The organism is Bradyrhizobium sp. CCBAU 51745, from assembly GCF_028128715.1.
GTDB lineage: Bacteria > Pseudomonadota > Alphaproteobacteria > Rhizobiales > Xanthobacteraceae > Bradyrhizobium > Bradyrhizobium manausense.
On the sequence record NZ_LBJP01000073.1, the window covers coordinates 77,682 to 93,122 of the forward strand.

General features: G+C 60.9%; 13 protein-coding genes. 4 read left to right on the forward strand and 9 right to left on the reverse strand.

Annotated elements, in window-relative coordinates; genetic code table 11:
* Nucleotides 1–79: 79 nt before the first annotated feature.
* Nucleotides 80–460, reverse strand: coding sequence for a GNAT family N-acetyltransferase (locus XH98_RS18515; RefSeq protein ID WP_271596841.1), 381 nt, complete (start codon nucleotides 458–460; stop codon nucleotides 80–82).
* A gap of 227 nt (nucleotides 461–687) precedes the next feature.
* Here XH98_RS18515 and XH98_RS18520 point away from each other — a divergent pair, with 227 nt between their 5' ends.
* Nucleotides 688–1,071, forward strand: a complete 384-nt coding sequence (locus XH98_RS18520) for a cupin domain-containing protein (RefSeq protein WP_271596840.1) — start codon at nucleotides 688–690, stop codon at nucleotides 1,069–1,071.
* A 45-nt stretch (nucleotides 1,072–1,116) separates the two neighbouring features.
* On the opposite strand, the gene XH98_RS18525 is transcribed toward XH98_RS18520, so the two are convergent.
* Together XH98_RS18525 and XH98_RS18530 are read right to left on the reverse strand one after the other, a co-directional pair.
* On the reverse strand, nucleotides 1,117–1,761 hold the full coding sequence (locus XH98_RS18525) for an AraC family transcriptional regulator (protein ID WP_271596839.1): 645 nt from the start codon (nucleotides 1,759–1,761) through the stop codon (nucleotides 1,117–1,119).
* 418 nt (nucleotides 1,762–2,179) lie between these two features.
* Nucleotides 2,180–5,059, reverse strand: coding sequence for an ATP-binding protein (locus XH98_RS18530; RefSeq protein ID WP_271619495.1), 2,880 nt, complete (start codon nucleotides 5,057–5,059; stop codon nucleotides 2,180–2,182).
* Nucleotides 5,060–5,328: 269 nt separating this feature from the next.
* On the opposite strand from XH98_RS18530, the gene XH98_RS18535 reads away from it, so the two are divergent.
* Nucleotides 5,329–6,162, forward strand: a complete 834-nt coding sequence (locus XH98_RS18535; protein ID WP_271619496.1) for a type 1 glutamine amidotransferase domain-containing protein — start codon at nucleotides 5,329–5,331, stop codon at nucleotides 6,160–6,162.
* Nucleotides 6,163–6,203: 41 nt separating this feature from the next.
* On the forward strand, nucleotides 6,204–6,929 hold the full coding sequence (locus XH98_RS18540) for an alpha/beta hydrolase (protein WP_271596837.1): 726 nt from the start codon (nucleotides 6,204–6,206) through the stop codon (nucleotides 6,927–6,929).
* 76 nt (nucleotides 6,930–7,005) lie between these two features.
* Here XH98_RS18540 and XH98_RS18545 read toward each other — a convergent pair whose 3' ends face one another.
* The 4 genes from XH98_RS18545 to XH98_RS18560 form a co-directional block, all read right to left on the reverse strand.
* Nucleotides 7,006–8,103: an ABC transporter ATP-binding protein gene (locus XH98_RS18545; RefSeq protein ID WP_245317337.1), complete on the reverse strand. Its 1,098-nt coding sequence runs from the start codon at nucleotides 8,101–8,103 to the stop codon at nucleotides 7,006–7,008.
* A 4-nt stretch (nucleotides 8,104–8,107) separates the two neighbouring features.
* Nucleotides 8,108–9,271 carry a carbohydrate ABC transporter permease gene (locus XH98_RS18550; protein ID WP_271619497.1) on the reverse strand — a complete coding sequence of 388 codons (1,164 nt, stop codon included), beginning with the start codon at nucleotides 9,269–9,271 and terminating at the stop codon, nucleotides 8,108–8,110.
* Between the two features lie 17 nt (nucleotides 9,272–9,288).
* Nucleotides 9,289–10,329: a carbohydrate ABC transporter permease gene (locus XH98_RS18555; protein ID WP_271596835.1), complete on the reverse strand. Its 1,041-nt coding sequence runs from the start codon at nucleotides 10,327–10,329 to the stop codon at nucleotides 9,289–9,291.
* Between the two features lie 126 nt (nucleotides 10,330–10,455).
* A complete protein-coding gene (locus XH98_RS18560) occupies nucleotides 10,456–11,931 on the reverse strand; it encodes an ABC transporter substrate-binding protein (protein ID WP_271619498.1) in 1,476 nt (491 codons plus the stop codon).
* A 408-nt stretch (nucleotides 11,932–12,339) separates the two neighbouring features.
* On the opposite strand from XH98_RS18560, the gene XH98_RS18565 reads away from it, so the two are divergent.
* A complete protein-coding gene (locus tag XH98_RS18565) occupies nucleotides 12,340–13,821 on the forward strand; it encodes a serine hydrolase (RefSeq protein ID WP_271619499.1) in 1,482 nt (493 codons plus the stop codon).
* A 185-nt stretch (nucleotides 13,822–14,006) separates the two neighbouring features.
* On the opposite strand, the gene XH98_RS18570 is transcribed toward XH98_RS18565, so the two are convergent.
* Both XH98_RS18570 and XH98_RS18575 read right to left on the reverse strand, forming a co-directional pair.
* Nucleotides 14,007–15,095 carry an ABC transporter substrate-binding protein gene (locus XH98_RS18570; RefSeq protein WP_271619500.1) on the reverse strand — a complete coding sequence of 363 codons (1,089 nt, stop codon included), beginning with the start codon at nucleotides 15,093–15,095 and terminating at the stop codon, nucleotides 14,007–14,009.
* Nucleotides 15,096–15,318: 223 nt separating this feature from the next.
* The gene (locus XH98_RS18575) at nucleotides 15,319–15,435 is read right to left on the reverse strand and encodes an ATP-binding protein (protein ID WP_333932254.1); all 117 of its coding nucleotides are present in this window, start codon (nucleotides 15,433–15,435) and stop codon (nucleotides 15,319–15,321) included.
* Nucleotides 15,436–15,441 lie beyond the last annotated feature (6 nt).

The window sequence follows — 15,441 nt, forward strand, 5'->3', positions numbered from 1 at the left end:
GAGCGGTGAACCACGGACCGCCGATCAAACCTAATTTCACCGCGCTTTAGCCGTAGGCCCAAAACGCAACTCTCGCCGATCACAACTCTCTGACCAGCTTGGGAAGCATTCTGCCTGGTATCGAGCCGGATGCGGCGAGGCCACAGTCCCTGGCGCCCATTCGTCGATAGAATGGTGCGGCGTCCGGGTCGGCTTCGATCAACATGCGCGCGGCGCCCATGCGAGCCGCTTCGCTGACAGCCCAGTGGAACAGCTTCGTCCCCACACCTGCGCGGAGCATGGTCGGTTCCACGAACAGCTTCAACAAGTCTGCTTCGTCGCCGGTCACCTTCATTTGGGCAGCACCGACAAGCCTGCCGTTCTCTTCCGCCACGGCAATCGCACTTGACCGCATGTCACAGGGTTCAATGATGAGTTCGCGGCGGCAAGCTTCGATGAAGTCCCTGTCGTAGCCCCACACGGCTTTTGACCGGAGGCACAAAGCAGAGAGGGCCGGCAGCTCTTCAATCCGGGGCGGTCTGAGAACACACGACACGAGGCTCGCTCCGGTGGGTTGAATATCTTTTGATGAAATTCGACAAACGACCGCGAAATTGGAAAATACCGGCGTCCAAGAAACATGAATGCTGCGGTTGCACGAATGTCTCGTGATCGGGGCAACGTCACTGATAAGCAGCGGAGAGTATCATGATTGATCAAGAAATTGTGGACAGCCAGATCAAGGCGGATCGTTTCCCTTTTCCCAGCGAGGGCGAGATAACGCTGGCAGTGCGCAACGCGAACTACACGCTGGGACCCGTAATGTTGCACCTTACCATGAAGCCCGGTGCGATCATTCCGTCGCATTTGCACAAGAATGTCGCCGAAGTGCTCTACATCATCGACGGCGACTTCATCAACGAAGGCAAGCAATACAGAGCCGGCACGACGCTGCATATCAAGGCCGGTATGCCACACGGGCCGCACAGCACTCAGGATGGATGCAAGTTGCTCGTGCTCTGGACAGAACGTACCTCGCACGAGGCCGCCGATCTCGACGACTTCATCGTCGCCACCAAAACGGTCGCCTAGGCGGCAATTAGAGCCGTGCAATTCGGTCTCTCTCGGCTTGGCGTCTCAAGTCCTGACTTGGCGTCGCCAGGCGCCGGGGGAAACGCCGACAATTTTGCTGAAGACGCGGGTAAAATGGCTCTGGTCGGCAAAGCCGCAGGCGAGCGCTATGTCCGTTAACGACGAATTGGTGTTCCGCATAGCTTGCTTTGCCGTCTCCACGCGCCGCTGCAATAGCCATTGGTGAGGGGCCATACCAGTTGCTTGACGAAAGGCGCGCGCGAAATGGCTGGCCGACAGGCCGCATTCTTGCGCCAGTGACGTGGGAGAGACTCCGCCGTCGAGATTTGCGTCAAGGACTTCGATGGCGCGCCGCTCTTGCCACGGCGCGAGGCCGCCACGCATGGGGCGTTGCTCCGGTTTCATGCCGCCATAGGTGCATGCGGCGTGAACGCCAACCGATAGCGTGACCTGCTCTACAAAGAGCCGGTTGGCTTGTTCCGGATGTTCGAAAGCCGGCAGGAGCGCCTGCGTCAGGCCGCGCATGACCCGATCGTCGATGCCCGCACCCGGCTGGTATCGTAATTCATCGACATGAGTCGCCTGCGCATTATCTGCAATGGCAACCAATGCCGCTCGCGGGAAGTAGAAGTGAACCGAATGAAATGGGTTGTTGATATGGAACACCGGATCGCGCTTGATGTCATACATGGTCGTTTCACCCGCCCTGAGAACTGCGACGGGAGCGGGTCGTCCATCCTCCCAATATTCGTGAACCGGATAGTCTCGGAGCTGTACAGCGACTAAGAACGCGTCTTCGCGGACAAGCGACGAGGAGAGGCCGCGTTGAGGATCGTCAGATCTTATTTCGGTAACGGCAAGCAGAGAGTTCTGCAGGGAGCGTGAAACGATAGAGGTTGCTCGCGCACGCAAGCGCCCTCCAAATGCTTCGCCATAACTGCTGCTGTCTGGCATTCCGGCTTCCCGCTGGACCGGCCCGTTCAATGCGATCCGGTCTTGGTGTCACTGAGCCAAGAGGGCGCAGTGCTTTAGGCTAATGTCTCGAGGTCTTCCACTTGATCCACAATATTTGGCGGCGGCCTCGTCGATCACAAACGTGGCTTTCTCCCTACGCGCAAGCTCGCGCGCCTCGCAGCAGGTGCGACGCGGCAACCAGATCCTGGGTTTGGAAGCCCTCGGTGAACTCTTCGTAGAGCGGCCGAAGCAACCGGATAGCCTTCGGCCTGCGGCCGGTCGCGATCCAGCGCGCGGCAAGATCGGTGGCGATGCGCAGCTCGAATGTCTTCGCTCCTATCGCACGGGCTTCAGTGAGCGCCTGAAGCAACATGCTTTCGGCGAGCTGCGGTTCACCTTCATGAAAGAGGACGGACGCCTCGACCCGCCAAAGCTCCGAGCGGCACCAGCGCTCTCCCTGATCCTCCTGATGGCGGATAGCTCTTGCGATCGCCTTGCGGGCCTCCACAATCCGCCCTTGTCGCAGATAGGCGCGGGCGAGGGTAGCGAGATAGCTGCCGATCCGCATCAGAAAACGACAGTCGATCAGTTCCTCGATCGCGGCACGGATGTCCTCCACCGCCTCGCGATCACCGCGCAGATCGCGCAGGCAGGCCGAGAAATAGCGTTCGACCGCAATCCAGCGCGAGATGCGCTCCCGCTCCAGATTGCGACGAAGCCGCTCGGTGTAATGCGCGAGCGCCGCCAAATTGCCTGACTCGAGCGAGACCGGAAGCGCGGCGAGGCCAAGCGCATTCGACTGCGACACCCAATGACCGCCGCGATCGGCGGCCTCGACGGCATCGTCGGCCAGCTTCGCCGCATACTCGGCTTGCCCCTGCATCCACGCCACGAAAGGCAGATTGAAGCGAACCGTGATAAACCGATAGACCTCGTTCGCATCTTTCCGCGAACGGCCCTCGGCCAGTGAATAGGTGGCCGCGAGACGATCCAGAACCAGGCGGCTCTTGCTCAATTCGCCGGCGAAGGCGTGGGCCCAGGCCCACGCCCGATCGGCTTCGGATGTCGCCGTCAGGTCGCGGTCCCGATCGGCTAGCGCCGTGGCTTCGTCAAGGTAGGTCAGCGCACGCGGGATCTGGCCGATCTGCAGCAGGTAAAAGGCAAACCCGACCAATGCACGTTGCTGATACTCGACGTTTCCGGCGCTTCTTGAGAAGGCAATGGCATCGAGCCATGCAAGCTGGTTTTCGTTCGAGAGCTTGCGCGCGTAGAACAGGCTCCATCCCAGCGCGCAAGCGAGCTTTGCCCGCAGCAGATCGTCACAGGCAATGGACTTGGCCAGGCCAAGCGCGAACTCCAACCGCGATTGCGCCTCGGAGAGGATCGAGGTCTCCGACCACAAGGTGATGCCGGCAACCGTCAGCCTGATCCCGAGAACGGCATCGCCCTCCTTCCCAAACGCCCATGACAAGGCGGCCCTCAAATCGGCGATGCGGCCAAGATAGCGCTGCGTCCAATCGGCCGGTTCGCGCCAGTTCCACTCCTCCTCGGACTGTTCGAACACCGCAAGAACGCGCTGTGCATGACGGTGCAGAGCCTGCCGACAAGCCGGATCAGCCAAAAGGCGCTCCGCTGCGTAACGTCTTGTGCTGTCGAGCAGCCGATAGCGGAGGCTGGCTCCCTGCGCCTGTGCGTTCAGCAGCGATTTGGCCGCCAGGCTGCCGAGGCCGGTGACGACGTCGACCGGCGTGAGCCCCGCCGCCTCGGCGACGAAAACCGCATCCTCGGCCTCGAACGCGTCACTGAACACCGACAGCAGGCCGAACAACCTGGCTTCCCTCGGCGACAGCAGCTTGAAGCTCCAGTCGATCGTCGCCATCAGCGTCTCATGTCGCGGAGTCGCGTCGTCGGTGACGGGGGCGCGGAAGCCCAGGGTCTGATCGAGCTGCGCCACCAGTTGGCGAGGCGTGAACCTGCCGATCTGGGCTGCCGCCAATGCGATGGCCAGAGGAAGGCCGTCGAGGGCGTGGCAGATCCGGGCGATCGCTTCGCAGTCGTCATCGACGAACTGGTAGTCCGACCATTCTGCGGCGCGGCGGACAAACAGCTGCACGCCGGGGAATTTGATGGCCTGATCAGTCGCCAGGGCACAGCCAGGCCCCGGCAAGCCAAGCGGACCCAGCCGCACCAGATGCTCGGCAGGAGTGCCGAGCGGCTCCCGGCTGGTGGCCAGCAGCCTGGACGACGATGTGTCCGTCATGAACCGGCCGGCGAACATTGTGGCGGCAGGTAACACATGTTCGCAATTGTCCAGAACGACCAGCATCTGCCGCGACCTCAAATAATCCATGACGGCAGTCGTGGCGTTGTCCGAATTGCCCCTGATGCCGAGCGCCGTGACCAGCGCGGTGCCGAACAGCATCGGATCGGAAATCGTCGCGAGGTCGACGAAGCACACGCCGTCGCGGCAGCTGGATGCGAAGACCCGGGCCGCTGCGGTGGCGACCGTCGTCTTGCCGACCCCGCCTGGCCCCGCCAGGGTGACATGCCTGGTTTCGATCAACGTCCGGGCAAGATCGGCGATTTCTGCCTCGCGGCCAACGATGTCGCGCAACAAAGGCGGCCTGGACACACAGGCCGGCTCCGTGCTGACAGGATCACCCTCGATCTCGTCGATGCTGGCTTGCACCTCCGCGATAAATTTGTAACCGCGCCGCGCCACCGTCGCGATGTAGGCGGGCTCAACCTGCGTGTCGCCGAGCGAGCGCCTCAGGCTCCACATATTGACCTTGAGATTGCTGTCGTGGAGGAAGGTGCCGGGCCAGGCGGCCTCCATCAGCTCATCCTTGCTGACGAGCTCGCCGGAGCGCTGCACCAGCGCCTGGAGCAACTCGAAGGCGCGGCCGCCCATTTTGACCGGCTGGCCATCGAGAAGAAGAAGCTGGCGGCGCGGCACCAACCGGAATGGCCCGAAGGAAAACGTCAGTTCCTCCCGACGTCGGCCGCTTTGCAATGTCTCAGTGGTCGTCCGCATTCTCACTGCCAACCGATGGCACAGTTCCCTAAACTATCATGCGTCACAACCCTGCTGAACAGGGCGATTTTGAAAAAGCACGATTGCAGCGAGCAAGATGTCGCGGAGTCGAAAGCACTGCTTTTGCTCCGGCGCTGCCGTCAACGGCGGATTTACCTGATTTAACCGGCTCGCTCCGCCCACGGGCCTATAGTCGTCGGGCCGGAGAAACGACGCGAGGCCAATCGGCTCGGCGTGGAGTCTCCACACTCAAGTCAGGAATCAGCACAATGTCCAAAGGAAAAGTCCTTGTGGCCGGGTCCAATGCCAACAGGATCGAGATCAGAGGCGGCGGCACCGGCCCGACCGGCCAGTATCTCAACGAACTCGTCGTGCCGGTGATGGCGCTGGTCGATGCCGGGTACGACATCGCCTTCGCGACGCCTGATGGCAGCAAACCGCACATCGATCCCGCTTCCGACAAGGTCGTGCATTTCGACGATGAAAAGGCGTATCGCCGGGCGCGGGAGTTCTACGACACCAGCCCGGTCCTGAACAAGGTCTCGACCCTGCGCGCCCTGATCGACGGCGGGCTCGACCAATATGACGGGTTCTTCACGCCGGGCGGACAGGCGCCGGTGGTCGATCTCATGCAGGACGGCGATCTCGGCGAGATCCTGCGCTTCTTTCATGCGCAGGCGCGGCCGACGGCATTCCTCTGCCACGGTCCGATCGCATCCATGGCCGCCCTGCCGCGCGCGAAGGAGTTTCGTGCCGCACTGATCGCCGGCGATACTGCGCGAGCGGCCGAGCTCGGCCGTGGCTGGCAATATGCCGGCTACAGAATGACGGTCTATTCACGCAGCGAGGAGAAGCCGATCGAGGAGCAGATCCTGCATGGTCAGCTCTATTTCGACATGCCCTCCGCGCTGACGATCGCGGGCGCAGAGGTCAACACCGGTCCGGACTTCGCGCCCCATGTCGTCGAAGATCGCGAGATGATCACCGGCCAGAATCCGCGCTCCGACCATCCGCTGGCGAGTGCGCTGATTGCTGCGCTGGACCGCCGCCGCGTCAACACGAAAGTTTCGAACGTTCCGTCAGCCGAAAAGGTATCGCCATGAAACACCTGATAAAACACCTGATCCTTGGAGCACTCCTCGCCATGTCCGTCAGCCTTCCCTCCTCCGCGCAGACGCGCGCCGGCAAGCCCGTCTCGATCGTGCTGGTGCACGGGGCCTTCGTCGATGCCTCCGGCTGGAAGCCAGTCTATGACAAGCTGACCGGCGACGGCTACGAAGTGCTCCTCGTGCAAAATCCCACCATCACGCTCGATGGCGATGTCTTCGCGACCAAGCAGGTGATCGCCAGAGCCACCAAGCCGGTGCTGCTGGTCGGACACTCCTATGGCGGCGCTGTTATCACCGAGGCCGGAGTCGATCCCAAGGTCGCGGCCCTGGTTTACCTGGCGGCATACGCTCCTGACGCAGGCGAGTCCGCGTTCGATGTGGCCTCGAAACCCCACCCCGGCGAGTCAAGCGCGCCGCTGCTGCCACCACAAGACGGCTTCCTGCTCGTCGACCAAGCCAAGTTTCCGACCGCCTTTGCGGCGGATGTCGATCCTTCGCTGACGACCTTCATGGCTGCGGCGCAGGTGCCCTGGGGGCTTGCGGCGGTGCAGACCAAGATCACCGATCCGGCCTGGAAGCAGAAGCCGACTTATTTCATGCTGACGACGCAGGATCACATGATCCCGCCCAGCCTGCAGCGCGCAGGGGCCAAGAGGGCGGGCGCTCAGCTTCGCGAAATCCAGAGCAGTCACGCGGTGATGTTGTCGCATCCGGACGATGTGGTCGGCTTTATCGAGCAGGCCGCCGAGGCGATCAAATAGCGGGGTGTCGCGTGGCGATGCGGCGCCGGGCCGTCGGCGCCGCATCGGCATGTCCTGGACCAGCGCAGCTGTCCGCTTACCGCACGCGCGCGCCGCTTTCGGCATCGAAAACGAACGTGCGTGACGGCGTCAGCGAGACACCGATGCGCTCGCCTTGCCTGCCGGCAAACTGCTTGGGGGCCTTCACGGCGATGAAGTCGCTTTCGACCTTGACCGTCACCAGCGTATGGTCGCCGATCAGCTCGTTGGCGTAGATCTCGCCCTTCAGATCGCCCTTGTCGGGCTCGACGATGGTGCAGTCCTCGGGGCGCACCCCGAGGACGGCCCTGGCGATCCTGCCTGACACGGGTGATGTCAGCCGGGCGCCGTGGCCCATGAAGGCTGTGCCGTCCAGAGCCCCATGGATGATATTCATCGGCGGCGAACCGATGAACTGCGCGACGAACAGATTGGCGGGATCGTTGTAGGTGTTCGCCGGCGTGTCGAGCTGCTGCAAGACGCCCTTTTCCAGGATCGCGACCCGGTGGGCCAGGGTCATGGCTTCGATCTGGTCGTGCGTCACATAGATCGTCGTGATGCCGAGCGACTGCTGCATGTGCTTCAGCTCGGCGCGCATGTGACCGCGAAGCTTGGCATCGAGATTTGAAAGCGGCTCATCCATCAGAAACACCGAGGGGCGGCGGATGATGGCGCGGGCAAGCGCGACCCGCTGACGCTGACCTCCGGATAGCTCACGGGGATAGCGATCGAGCAGGCTCTGAAGTTGAACCTGGGCGGCAGCCTCCTTGATCGCGGCGGCTCGCTCGGCTTCGGGAACGCGGCGAACCTTGAGCGGAAAGCCGATATTCTCGGCCACGGTCTTGTGCGGGTAAAGCGCGTAGGATTGAAACACCATGGAGATGTCGCGGTATTTCGGCAAGATGTCGGTGACATCGCGGTCGCCGATCAAGACGCGACCGGCGCTGGCCGTCTCGAGCCCGGAGAGAATGCGCAGCGCAGTGGTCTTGCCCGAGCCGGACGCGCCGAGCAGCACCAGGAATTCGCCCGGCGCGACCTCCAGATCGAATTCCTCGAGCACCTTCACGCTCCCGAAAGATTTCCGCACCTTGTCGAAACGGACCGGGACTTGACGGACCGGGAATTGGCGAGCGGCGGCTGACATCGCTTTGTTCATCCGCTCATCCCTTGACCGCGCCAAGCAGGACGCCCTTGGCGATATAGCGTTGCAGCACGATGGCCATGATGATCACCGGAAGGATCATGATCATGATGATGGCGCACATCTCCCACCAGAGAATGCCCCGCTCGCCCGTGTTCTTGGCGGCAACCATGATCGGCATGGTCAGGGCCCGCGCGGTGGTGAGGAAGATCGCAAAGAGATACTCGTTCCAATTGAGGATCAGTGTCAGCAGGGTGGTTGCAGCGAGCCCCGGACGGGTCAAGGGCAACACGATGTCCCAAAAGATCTCGAAGCGTGACGAGCCGTCGAGTTGTGCCGATTCCTCCAGCTCAACGGGAAGATTGGCGAAAAAGTCGTGCATCAGCCAGACCACGATCGGCAGATTGGCGACCGCATAGACGATGATCAGCGCGAAGTGCGTGTCGATCATGCGGACCGACTGAAACATCATGTAGACGGGAATGATGACGACGATCGGCGGCAAGATGCGCTGGGATACGATCCAGAACAGGATGTCGTTGTTTCCGAGCGTGGTCTTGAAACGACGCCCCAGGCTGCGGGCCAGAAGGAAAAACAGAGCGAGGCCAGTGGCGCCTGAAATCGCCCAGTGAACGTCGAAATAATTGGACGCGACGATGGCTGACAGGGCCAGCAGCACGAACATCACGATATTCCCGAACTTCGGCTTGTAGCTGATGCGCGCCAGCGCGTAGGCGGCCATGGATCCGACCGCAATGCAAAGCGCGGTGGCGCCGAAACTGATCACAAAGGAATTGGTGTAGGCGAGGTAAACCTTGCAAATCTGCGGCTCCATCCTTTCGATCTTGATGACGGGCGAAACAATGAAGGCGACGAGATTGTTGAGCAGCAGGACAAGCTGGCGGCCGATCGAATAGGCATCGCAATAGGGGTCCGTTGCGAATTGCGCCGTCCAACCCTTCAGCGTCGGCTGGAAATCGACAAAGGGAATGAAGAACGGCCCGTTATTGACGGTCCAGGCATCCTTGAAGGCGGTAATGACCACCCAATAGATCGGAAACAGCACGAACAGCGACCAGAACAACAGGATGCCCCCGGCCACAAGGTTGGCCACAGGGGACATCTTGCCCACCGCAGGCGGCTCGAACAGCCGTTGCCTGAGGGACCGCTGCGGCTTGGACATCCTGTCAGTCGCCCCGCTCATGCCCGCGCCCTGCGCAACCGTTTGACGACCACATAGTTGAAGAACGAGGAGCAGACGACCACGGTCAATATCAGGAGAAGATATGCCACGGCGGCAGAATCACCCATGTTGTTGGACCGCCAGAGAAACAGCGAATGCAGCGTCATCGACTCGGTCGCGATCCCGGGCCCTCCCGCCGTCATGATGTTCGGCAGATCGACGATCTTGAACGCCTCGATCATGCGGATGAGCATGACGGTTGCCGCGACCGGAAGGATCTGCGGCCAGGTGATTTCGCGGAAGATCTGGAAGCTGGAGGCACCATCGACCTGAGCGGCCTCGACATGATCCTTGGGCACGTTCTCCAGTGCCGCCAGCAAGACGATGAAGATGAAGGGGATCCACTGCCAGGAGTCGCCCAGGATGACAAACCAGCGCGCGGCCCAGGCGTCGGTCGACCAGGCCCAATTCCCAAGACCGACCAATTGCCAGAACGGCTGGAACGGACCCTTGGTCACATCGAGAATCATCTTGAAGGCATAGCCGACCCCGAGGGGGGTGATCATGAGCGGGATGAAGAACAGCACCCGGAAGAAATTCTTGCCGCTCACGGGCTGCGAACACAGGAAGGCCAGCATCAGGCCGATGACGAACTGGATGGAGCAGCCGACGACGACATAGAACAGGGTATTGAGCAGCGTGCCCCATTGATTGCCTGACAGCAGCGTGGCGGCGAAGAGAAGCGCGATGAACATGGCCATGGCGGCGCTGATCAACCGCCCGGCGAGGCCAACCCAGCTGACGCCGCTGACGACAGCGCGATAGAGCCACCACAACAGAGCGCCGGCAATCAGGAGGCTGAAGACCCAGCCGGCGATGCTCATGGTCGTGAAGCGGCCGAGGAAGTGAACCTGCTGGTTGCCGGCAAACTGGGCCGCGAAGTTCTCGAACCAGACCGTCCGGAATTTGAGACCGGTGGCGGAGAACCTGACATGACTGATCGCGAAGACGATCGTGTAGAAGGTCGGGAAAATCGCAAAGAGCAGGACGAGTGTCACGGCTGGCGCGATGAAAAACGTTCTCGAATGGCGGTCAAACCATTCGCCCCAGCTTTCACCCCGAGAGAGTCCAGCCGGGGAAATCCCCGGCTGGCTCGTAACTGTAACCTCAGACATCAGGCTCGCTCACTTCGCAGGACCGACAGCGAGCGCCATCTGCTTGATCTGCTCGTCGCGGCCGAAGTCCTTGGTGATTTTCTCCCAGCCGGCCTCGATGTTCTTCAAGGCCTCGTCCACGGTGATCTCGCCGGCCATGTAGCGCGCCAGCTCCGTGTCGAGCACGACCCCGGTGTACTGCTGCGCACCGGGAATCTTGAGGTCCGACGCCATGTTGGGGTTGTTGAGGGCATTGTTGATGGCGCCCATGTAGTTCTTGGCGAGCCCCTCATCCATGCCCGATTTCACCCAAAGGTCCGTGCTCTTGAGCTGGCTGAGGCGGTAAGGGTTGAAGCCTGTCCAGCCCATGGTCACGTCGACGTTGGATTGCTCTTTCTGGCTGATGTACGACAGGAAGTCGTAGGCCGCCTGCTTGACCTTGGGATCCGACTTGGCGTTGACGGCGCCGCCCCAGCCGCCAAAGGCCGAGAACGGAGCATAGTTGACGCCGTCGATCGCATGGGGTGCAGACTCCTTGCTGACCGGAACAAGCTTGCCGGTCTTGCGGTCAAGAACTTCCTTCGAACCGACATTGGTGGCGTAGAGCTTGTTCTTGATCCCCTTTGCGTCGTCTTCGAGCTGGAGCGGACCCGGATCGCCCCATTCGATCAGAAGGCCGCAGCGGCCCGACTTGAACAACGCCCTCGTGTCGCCGATGTCCATGTTCAGCTCTTCCGGCGGTCCGTATTTGCTTGTCTCCTTGTAGAGCTCGAACGCCTTTTTCCAGCCCTCATTGTTGACCAGGGGCTTCATCGTGGCGTTGTCGAACTGGAAGCCCTGGGCCGTACCCTGGGTCTGAACGATCGTCGAAGCGATCGTCTGCACGGCGAAATAGCTCTGCGCGTTCCGTTTCTTGAAGATGCAGGAGCCGTAGCCGGGCTTGCCGTCACCGCTCATGTCCTGGCCGTTGATCGCCTTGGCAATGGCGAGATAGTCGTCCCAGGTCTTGGGCGGCTGCAGATTGTTCTTTTCCAGGATGTCCTTGCGATAATAGACCATCTGGAAGTCGCCATCGACCTGGATCACCATCGTATGCCCGCCGATCTTCTGGGCGAACTCGCGGAAATAGGGAGCGATGTCCGGGAGGTCGATCTTGCTGTCCTTCGCGATGTAGGGATCGAGGTTTTCGAGGAGCCCAGCCGCCGCGAGCTCGACGCCCCAGCCGGCGGCGAAGACCGCAACATCAATGGAATTGGTTCCCGAGGACCAGTCTTGCTGAACCTTCGGGAAGATCTCGGCGTAGGGCACTTCATTGACGATGATCTTGGCGCCCGTCAGCTTCTCGAACTCCTTGCCGCGCTGGGACACTGCGCCGGCGATGACAGGCCCCGGACGCGTCAGGATGTTGATCGTAACGCCGTCATACGGGCCGGCACTGGCGATGCCCGACCAGGCGCACAAGGCGACCGCCGACGCAGCAGCTGTCGCAAGCTTCCGAATCTCCATAGGTCCCTCCCGTGTACATTTTTATTGAAGTGGCGGGCCTGAGCCCGCACAACTCGCAGCCTACAGCATTTCGCCGCCCGGAAAAGCCGGAGCGTTGCTAATTTGCTTGATGGCGCGCCGTCCTTCCGGCCTGGACCCGGTGTGCAAGCGCAGCAAGACCGCGTGCAGGCATGGCCCATCAGCACCGCGCCGGCCGAGAAATGGCCTTCCACGGCGCCACCCACCTTGGCCTACCGAGGTCGGCGATGGGTCAAAAACGCGAAGACTTCAATCTGAGTTAGTTCGCCTTGCCACATGAAGCGAAGGTTGCCGAAGCGCTCCACGACCTCGCTGATCGGCCAACTGCAGAATTTTCTCGTTTACGCGGTCGGGCTAAGCTAAGGTCGATTGCTATAATGGAAGCAACCGATGATTGTGCCGCGATTACGCCTGTTGGCCGCATTGCTATGCGTCGCCGGACTATGCTTTCAACCAGAAGAGATCGTGGCTCAGACGATGCCCTCGCCAGAAATCCAACGTCGTATCAATGATGTCGCCACGTGCCTCAAGACGAAGGTCGTGGAGAAGGACGATCCTCATGCGTGTCAAGCGCTCCACGATCGCATGGCCGCTTATCGAGTGCCGGGCGTCAGCATTGCCGTGATCCATAATGGCGCCATCGAATGGGCGCAGGGATTTGGCGTCGCACAAGTCGGAGGCGGCCCCGTCACGGCCGATACCCTGTTCCAGGCCGGCAGCATCAGCAAGCCGGTCGCGGCGATGGCTGCGCTTCATCTCGTCGAGCAAGGCAAGCTGGCGCTCGACTCGGACGTCAATCAGGCACTGACCTCGTGGAGGATTCCCGCAAGCGCGGCTGCGCCAGGAGCCGTGGTTACGCTACGTGAGTTGCTCAGTGACACCGCCGGGCTCACTGTGCACGGGTTTCCCGGCTACGCGGCAGGTGCTCCGATTCCCACGCTCGTCCAAGTCCTGGAAGGAGAGAAGCCAGCCAACACCGCCCCCGTTCGCCTGGAGGCTGCTCCGGGAAGCCGTTGGAAATACTCCGGCGGCGGCTACACGGTGATGCAGCAATTGCTGCTCGACGTCTCGCATCAACCGTTCCCCAAGCTCATGCACGACACTGTGCTGGCGCCGATCGGCATGGTCCGCAGCACCTACGAACAACCGCTGCCAATAGAGCTGCGCTCCGGCGCGGCAACGCCCTATAAAGCTAACGGCACCCCCGTAGAGGGCGGCTTCCACATCTATCCGGAAATGGCGGCTGCCGGACTTTGGACGACGCCGACCGACCTTGCGCGATACGCAATCGAGATCCAGCGTTCGCTGCGCGGGGACTCGAATCGCGTGCTTTCGGCTGGGATGACCAAGCAGATGCTCGTCGCCGGTCTAGGCAACCATGGCCTGGGTTTACCGATCGGCGGCTCGCCGGAGAATCCTTTCTTCTCGCACGGTGGCATCGACGAGGGTTTTGAAGCAGTGCTCGCCGCCTATCAGCAGAGTGGCGATGGAGCGGTCATCATGACCAACGCGCAAGGCGGTCAGCTATTGGCCAGCGAGATCCTGCGCAGCATCGCCTCGGTCTATGGCTGGCCGGATTTTCATCCGATCGTCCGGACGAGCGTCAAGGTCGATCCAGCCATCCTCTCGACCTACACCGGCATCTATGAGCTCACGCCCACATTCTCGCTCACCATCACTCTGGAGGATGGACAACTGATGTCGCAGGCGCCCCATCAGCGAAAAATCCCGCTCTTTCCTGAGTCTCAGAGCAGGTTCTTCACGAAGGTCGTGGACGCCCAGTTGGAGTTCTTCGCAACTGATGCCGCGCAAATCTCTCACCTGGTTCTTCACCAGAACGGCCAGGACATGCGGGGCGAGAAAAAGCAATAGCGGAGGTTTCAGCTTAGACTCGGTGGGCAGGCACCACGGATGGCGTCCGCTCTGAGCCATTCGCGTCGATTGGCCATGACCGCGACCACATCCGATCTACCCCGAAGAGCCGACGCCAGGCCGAGGGTTAAGGTTCGACGCTAAGGGCCAATTCCGGACTCATGCTTTGCAGCAAAAGCGAAACTCTATTCGACAACTTCGTCGGCGACTGCCAGTAACGTGGAAGGCACGCTAATGCCGAGCGCTTTAGCGGTCTTAAGGTTGATAACGAGGGTAAACTTGCTCGTCTGCTCGATTGGAAGATCGCGGGGCTTCGCGCCACGCAATATTTTTCCGGCATAGATGCCCGCATGACGCAAACCGTCGAGCGGGTCGGTCGAATAGCTCATCAGAAGTCCGGCTTGTCCCCAGTACGGATAGGGACCGACACTCGGCTTTCCGGAGGCGGTGACGGAACTTACAACGCGTGAAACATCGGAGCCCATCAGAGGTTCGCCTGAGATGTAGAACGCGCTCACGTTATCACGAAGACCCGCTGCAACGGCGCTGTCCAGATCGTCAAGGGTGTTGATATCGTAGTGAACGACCTCAAAGCCCAACTGTGCGGACACCCTTTGCAGGGCATCTTTCTCCTCCATCGCCACCGCTCCGTTAGGGGGTGCTATCATGCCGAGGCGCACCAGATTTGGGACAAGCTCCTTGAAGAACCCGATCCGCTTTTGGGTCATCGTTTCTTCGCCACCGACCGCGTTCATCACGTTTCCGGTGACCATCCCGCCCGGGTGCGCATAGCTTTGGACGATGCCTAGCGCGACCGGGTCGGCAGCAACGTTGCAAAAAACAAGCGGCAGATCTGGAAAAGATCGACGCCACTCGTAAAAGACTTCGCACTGACGCGCGATGTTCGGCGGCGTTTTTTGTCCGCGGTACGATCCCTCCGTGCAAAACACTGAGTCTACTAAATAATTGAGAGTGCCATTCGCGACGAGGACGCGTGCATTGAGCCCGCTCAATTCCCTCGCAATTTGACGATTGCGATCTACGTCTCCCTCGTTGGACCGCACGGCGAGGGAATAGTTCGTCCCTTCCACGAAACCCTCTTCCTGAAGGCCTTTCCGAAGCGCGGTAATTCTCGCTTTTGCGAGTGAGGTCTCCAGCTTTGCCGTCTGTAAAAACCCGACCAAGGGCATGTCCGTTTTTGTCTGGGCATAGCCCGCTCGAGGAATACTCAACGCGGTCGCGCCTATCAGTCCGATGAAATCACGCTTTCGCATGCCCGCCTCCATGGACCACAGCGCGGCAGTTTAAATATCCAACCTCGACCTTGGAAGACGTGCGGGTACCCGTCGCGGCGAAATATTGATGGATCGCCGATGTCTCATGTGGGTCAACGGCGCCGTTTTGACCAGCGGTGGGGAGCTTCGGCTTTACCCCATCTCGCCGCACCGCTCTAATGGAAGCGAAGGGCCAGACTCGGACGTCACTAACTGGAATCCCTCACCTAACTGATAGCGGTAGACGAACGTGGAATTCTGCGCCACCGGCGGTCTTGTTCTCCGCCCATATCTGACCATCATGGGTTTCAACGATCGCACGGGCGATGGACAATCCCATTCCAAA

Bases quoted from the DNA above. Each gene is read 5' to 3' on its own strand.
- XH98_RS18520 (WP_271596840.1), top strand. From the start codon at position 688: ATGATTGATCAAGAAATTGTGGACAGCCAGATCAAGGCGGATCGTTTC.
- XH98_RS18525 (WP_271596839.1), bottom strand. From the start codon at position 1,761: ATGTATGACATCAAGCGCGATCCGGTGTTCCATATCAACAACCCATTT.
- XH98_RS18530 (WP_271619495.1), bottom strand. From the start codon at position 5,059: ATGCGGACGACCACTGAGACATTGCAAAGCGGCCGACGTCGGGAGGAA.
- XH98_RS18535 (WP_271619496.1), top strand. From the start codon at position 5,329: ATGTCCAAAGGAAAAGTCCTTGTGGCCGGGTCCAATGCCAACAGGATC.
- XH98_RS18540 (WP_271596837.1), top strand. From the start codon at position 6,204: ATGTCCGTCAGCCTTCCCTCCTCCGCGCAGACGCGCGCCGGCAAGCCC.
- XH98_RS18545 (WP_245317337.1), bottom strand. From the start codon at position 8,103: ATGAACAAAGCGATGTCAGCCGCCGCTCGCCAATTCCCGGTCCGTCAA.
- XH98_RS18550 (WP_271619497.1), bottom strand. From the start codon at position 9,271: ATGTCCAAGCCGCAGCGGTCCCTCAGGCAACGGCTGTTCGAGCCGCCT.
- XH98_RS18560 (WP_271619498.1), bottom strand. From the start codon at position 11,931: ATGGAGATTCGGAAGCTTGCGACAGCTGCTGCGTCGGCGGTCGCCTTG.
- XH98_RS18565 (WP_271619499.1), top strand. From the start codon at position 12,340: ATGATTGTGCCGCGATTACGCCTGTTGGCCGCATTGCTATGCGTCGCC.
- XH98_RS18570 (WP_271619500.1), bottom strand. From the start codon at position 15,095: ATGCGAAAGCGTGATTTCATCGGACTGATAGGCGCGACCGCGTTGAGT.
- XH98_RS18575 (WP_333932254.1), bottom strand. From the start codon at position 15,435: ATGGGATTGTCCATCGCCCGTGCGATCGTTGAAACCCATGATGGTCAG.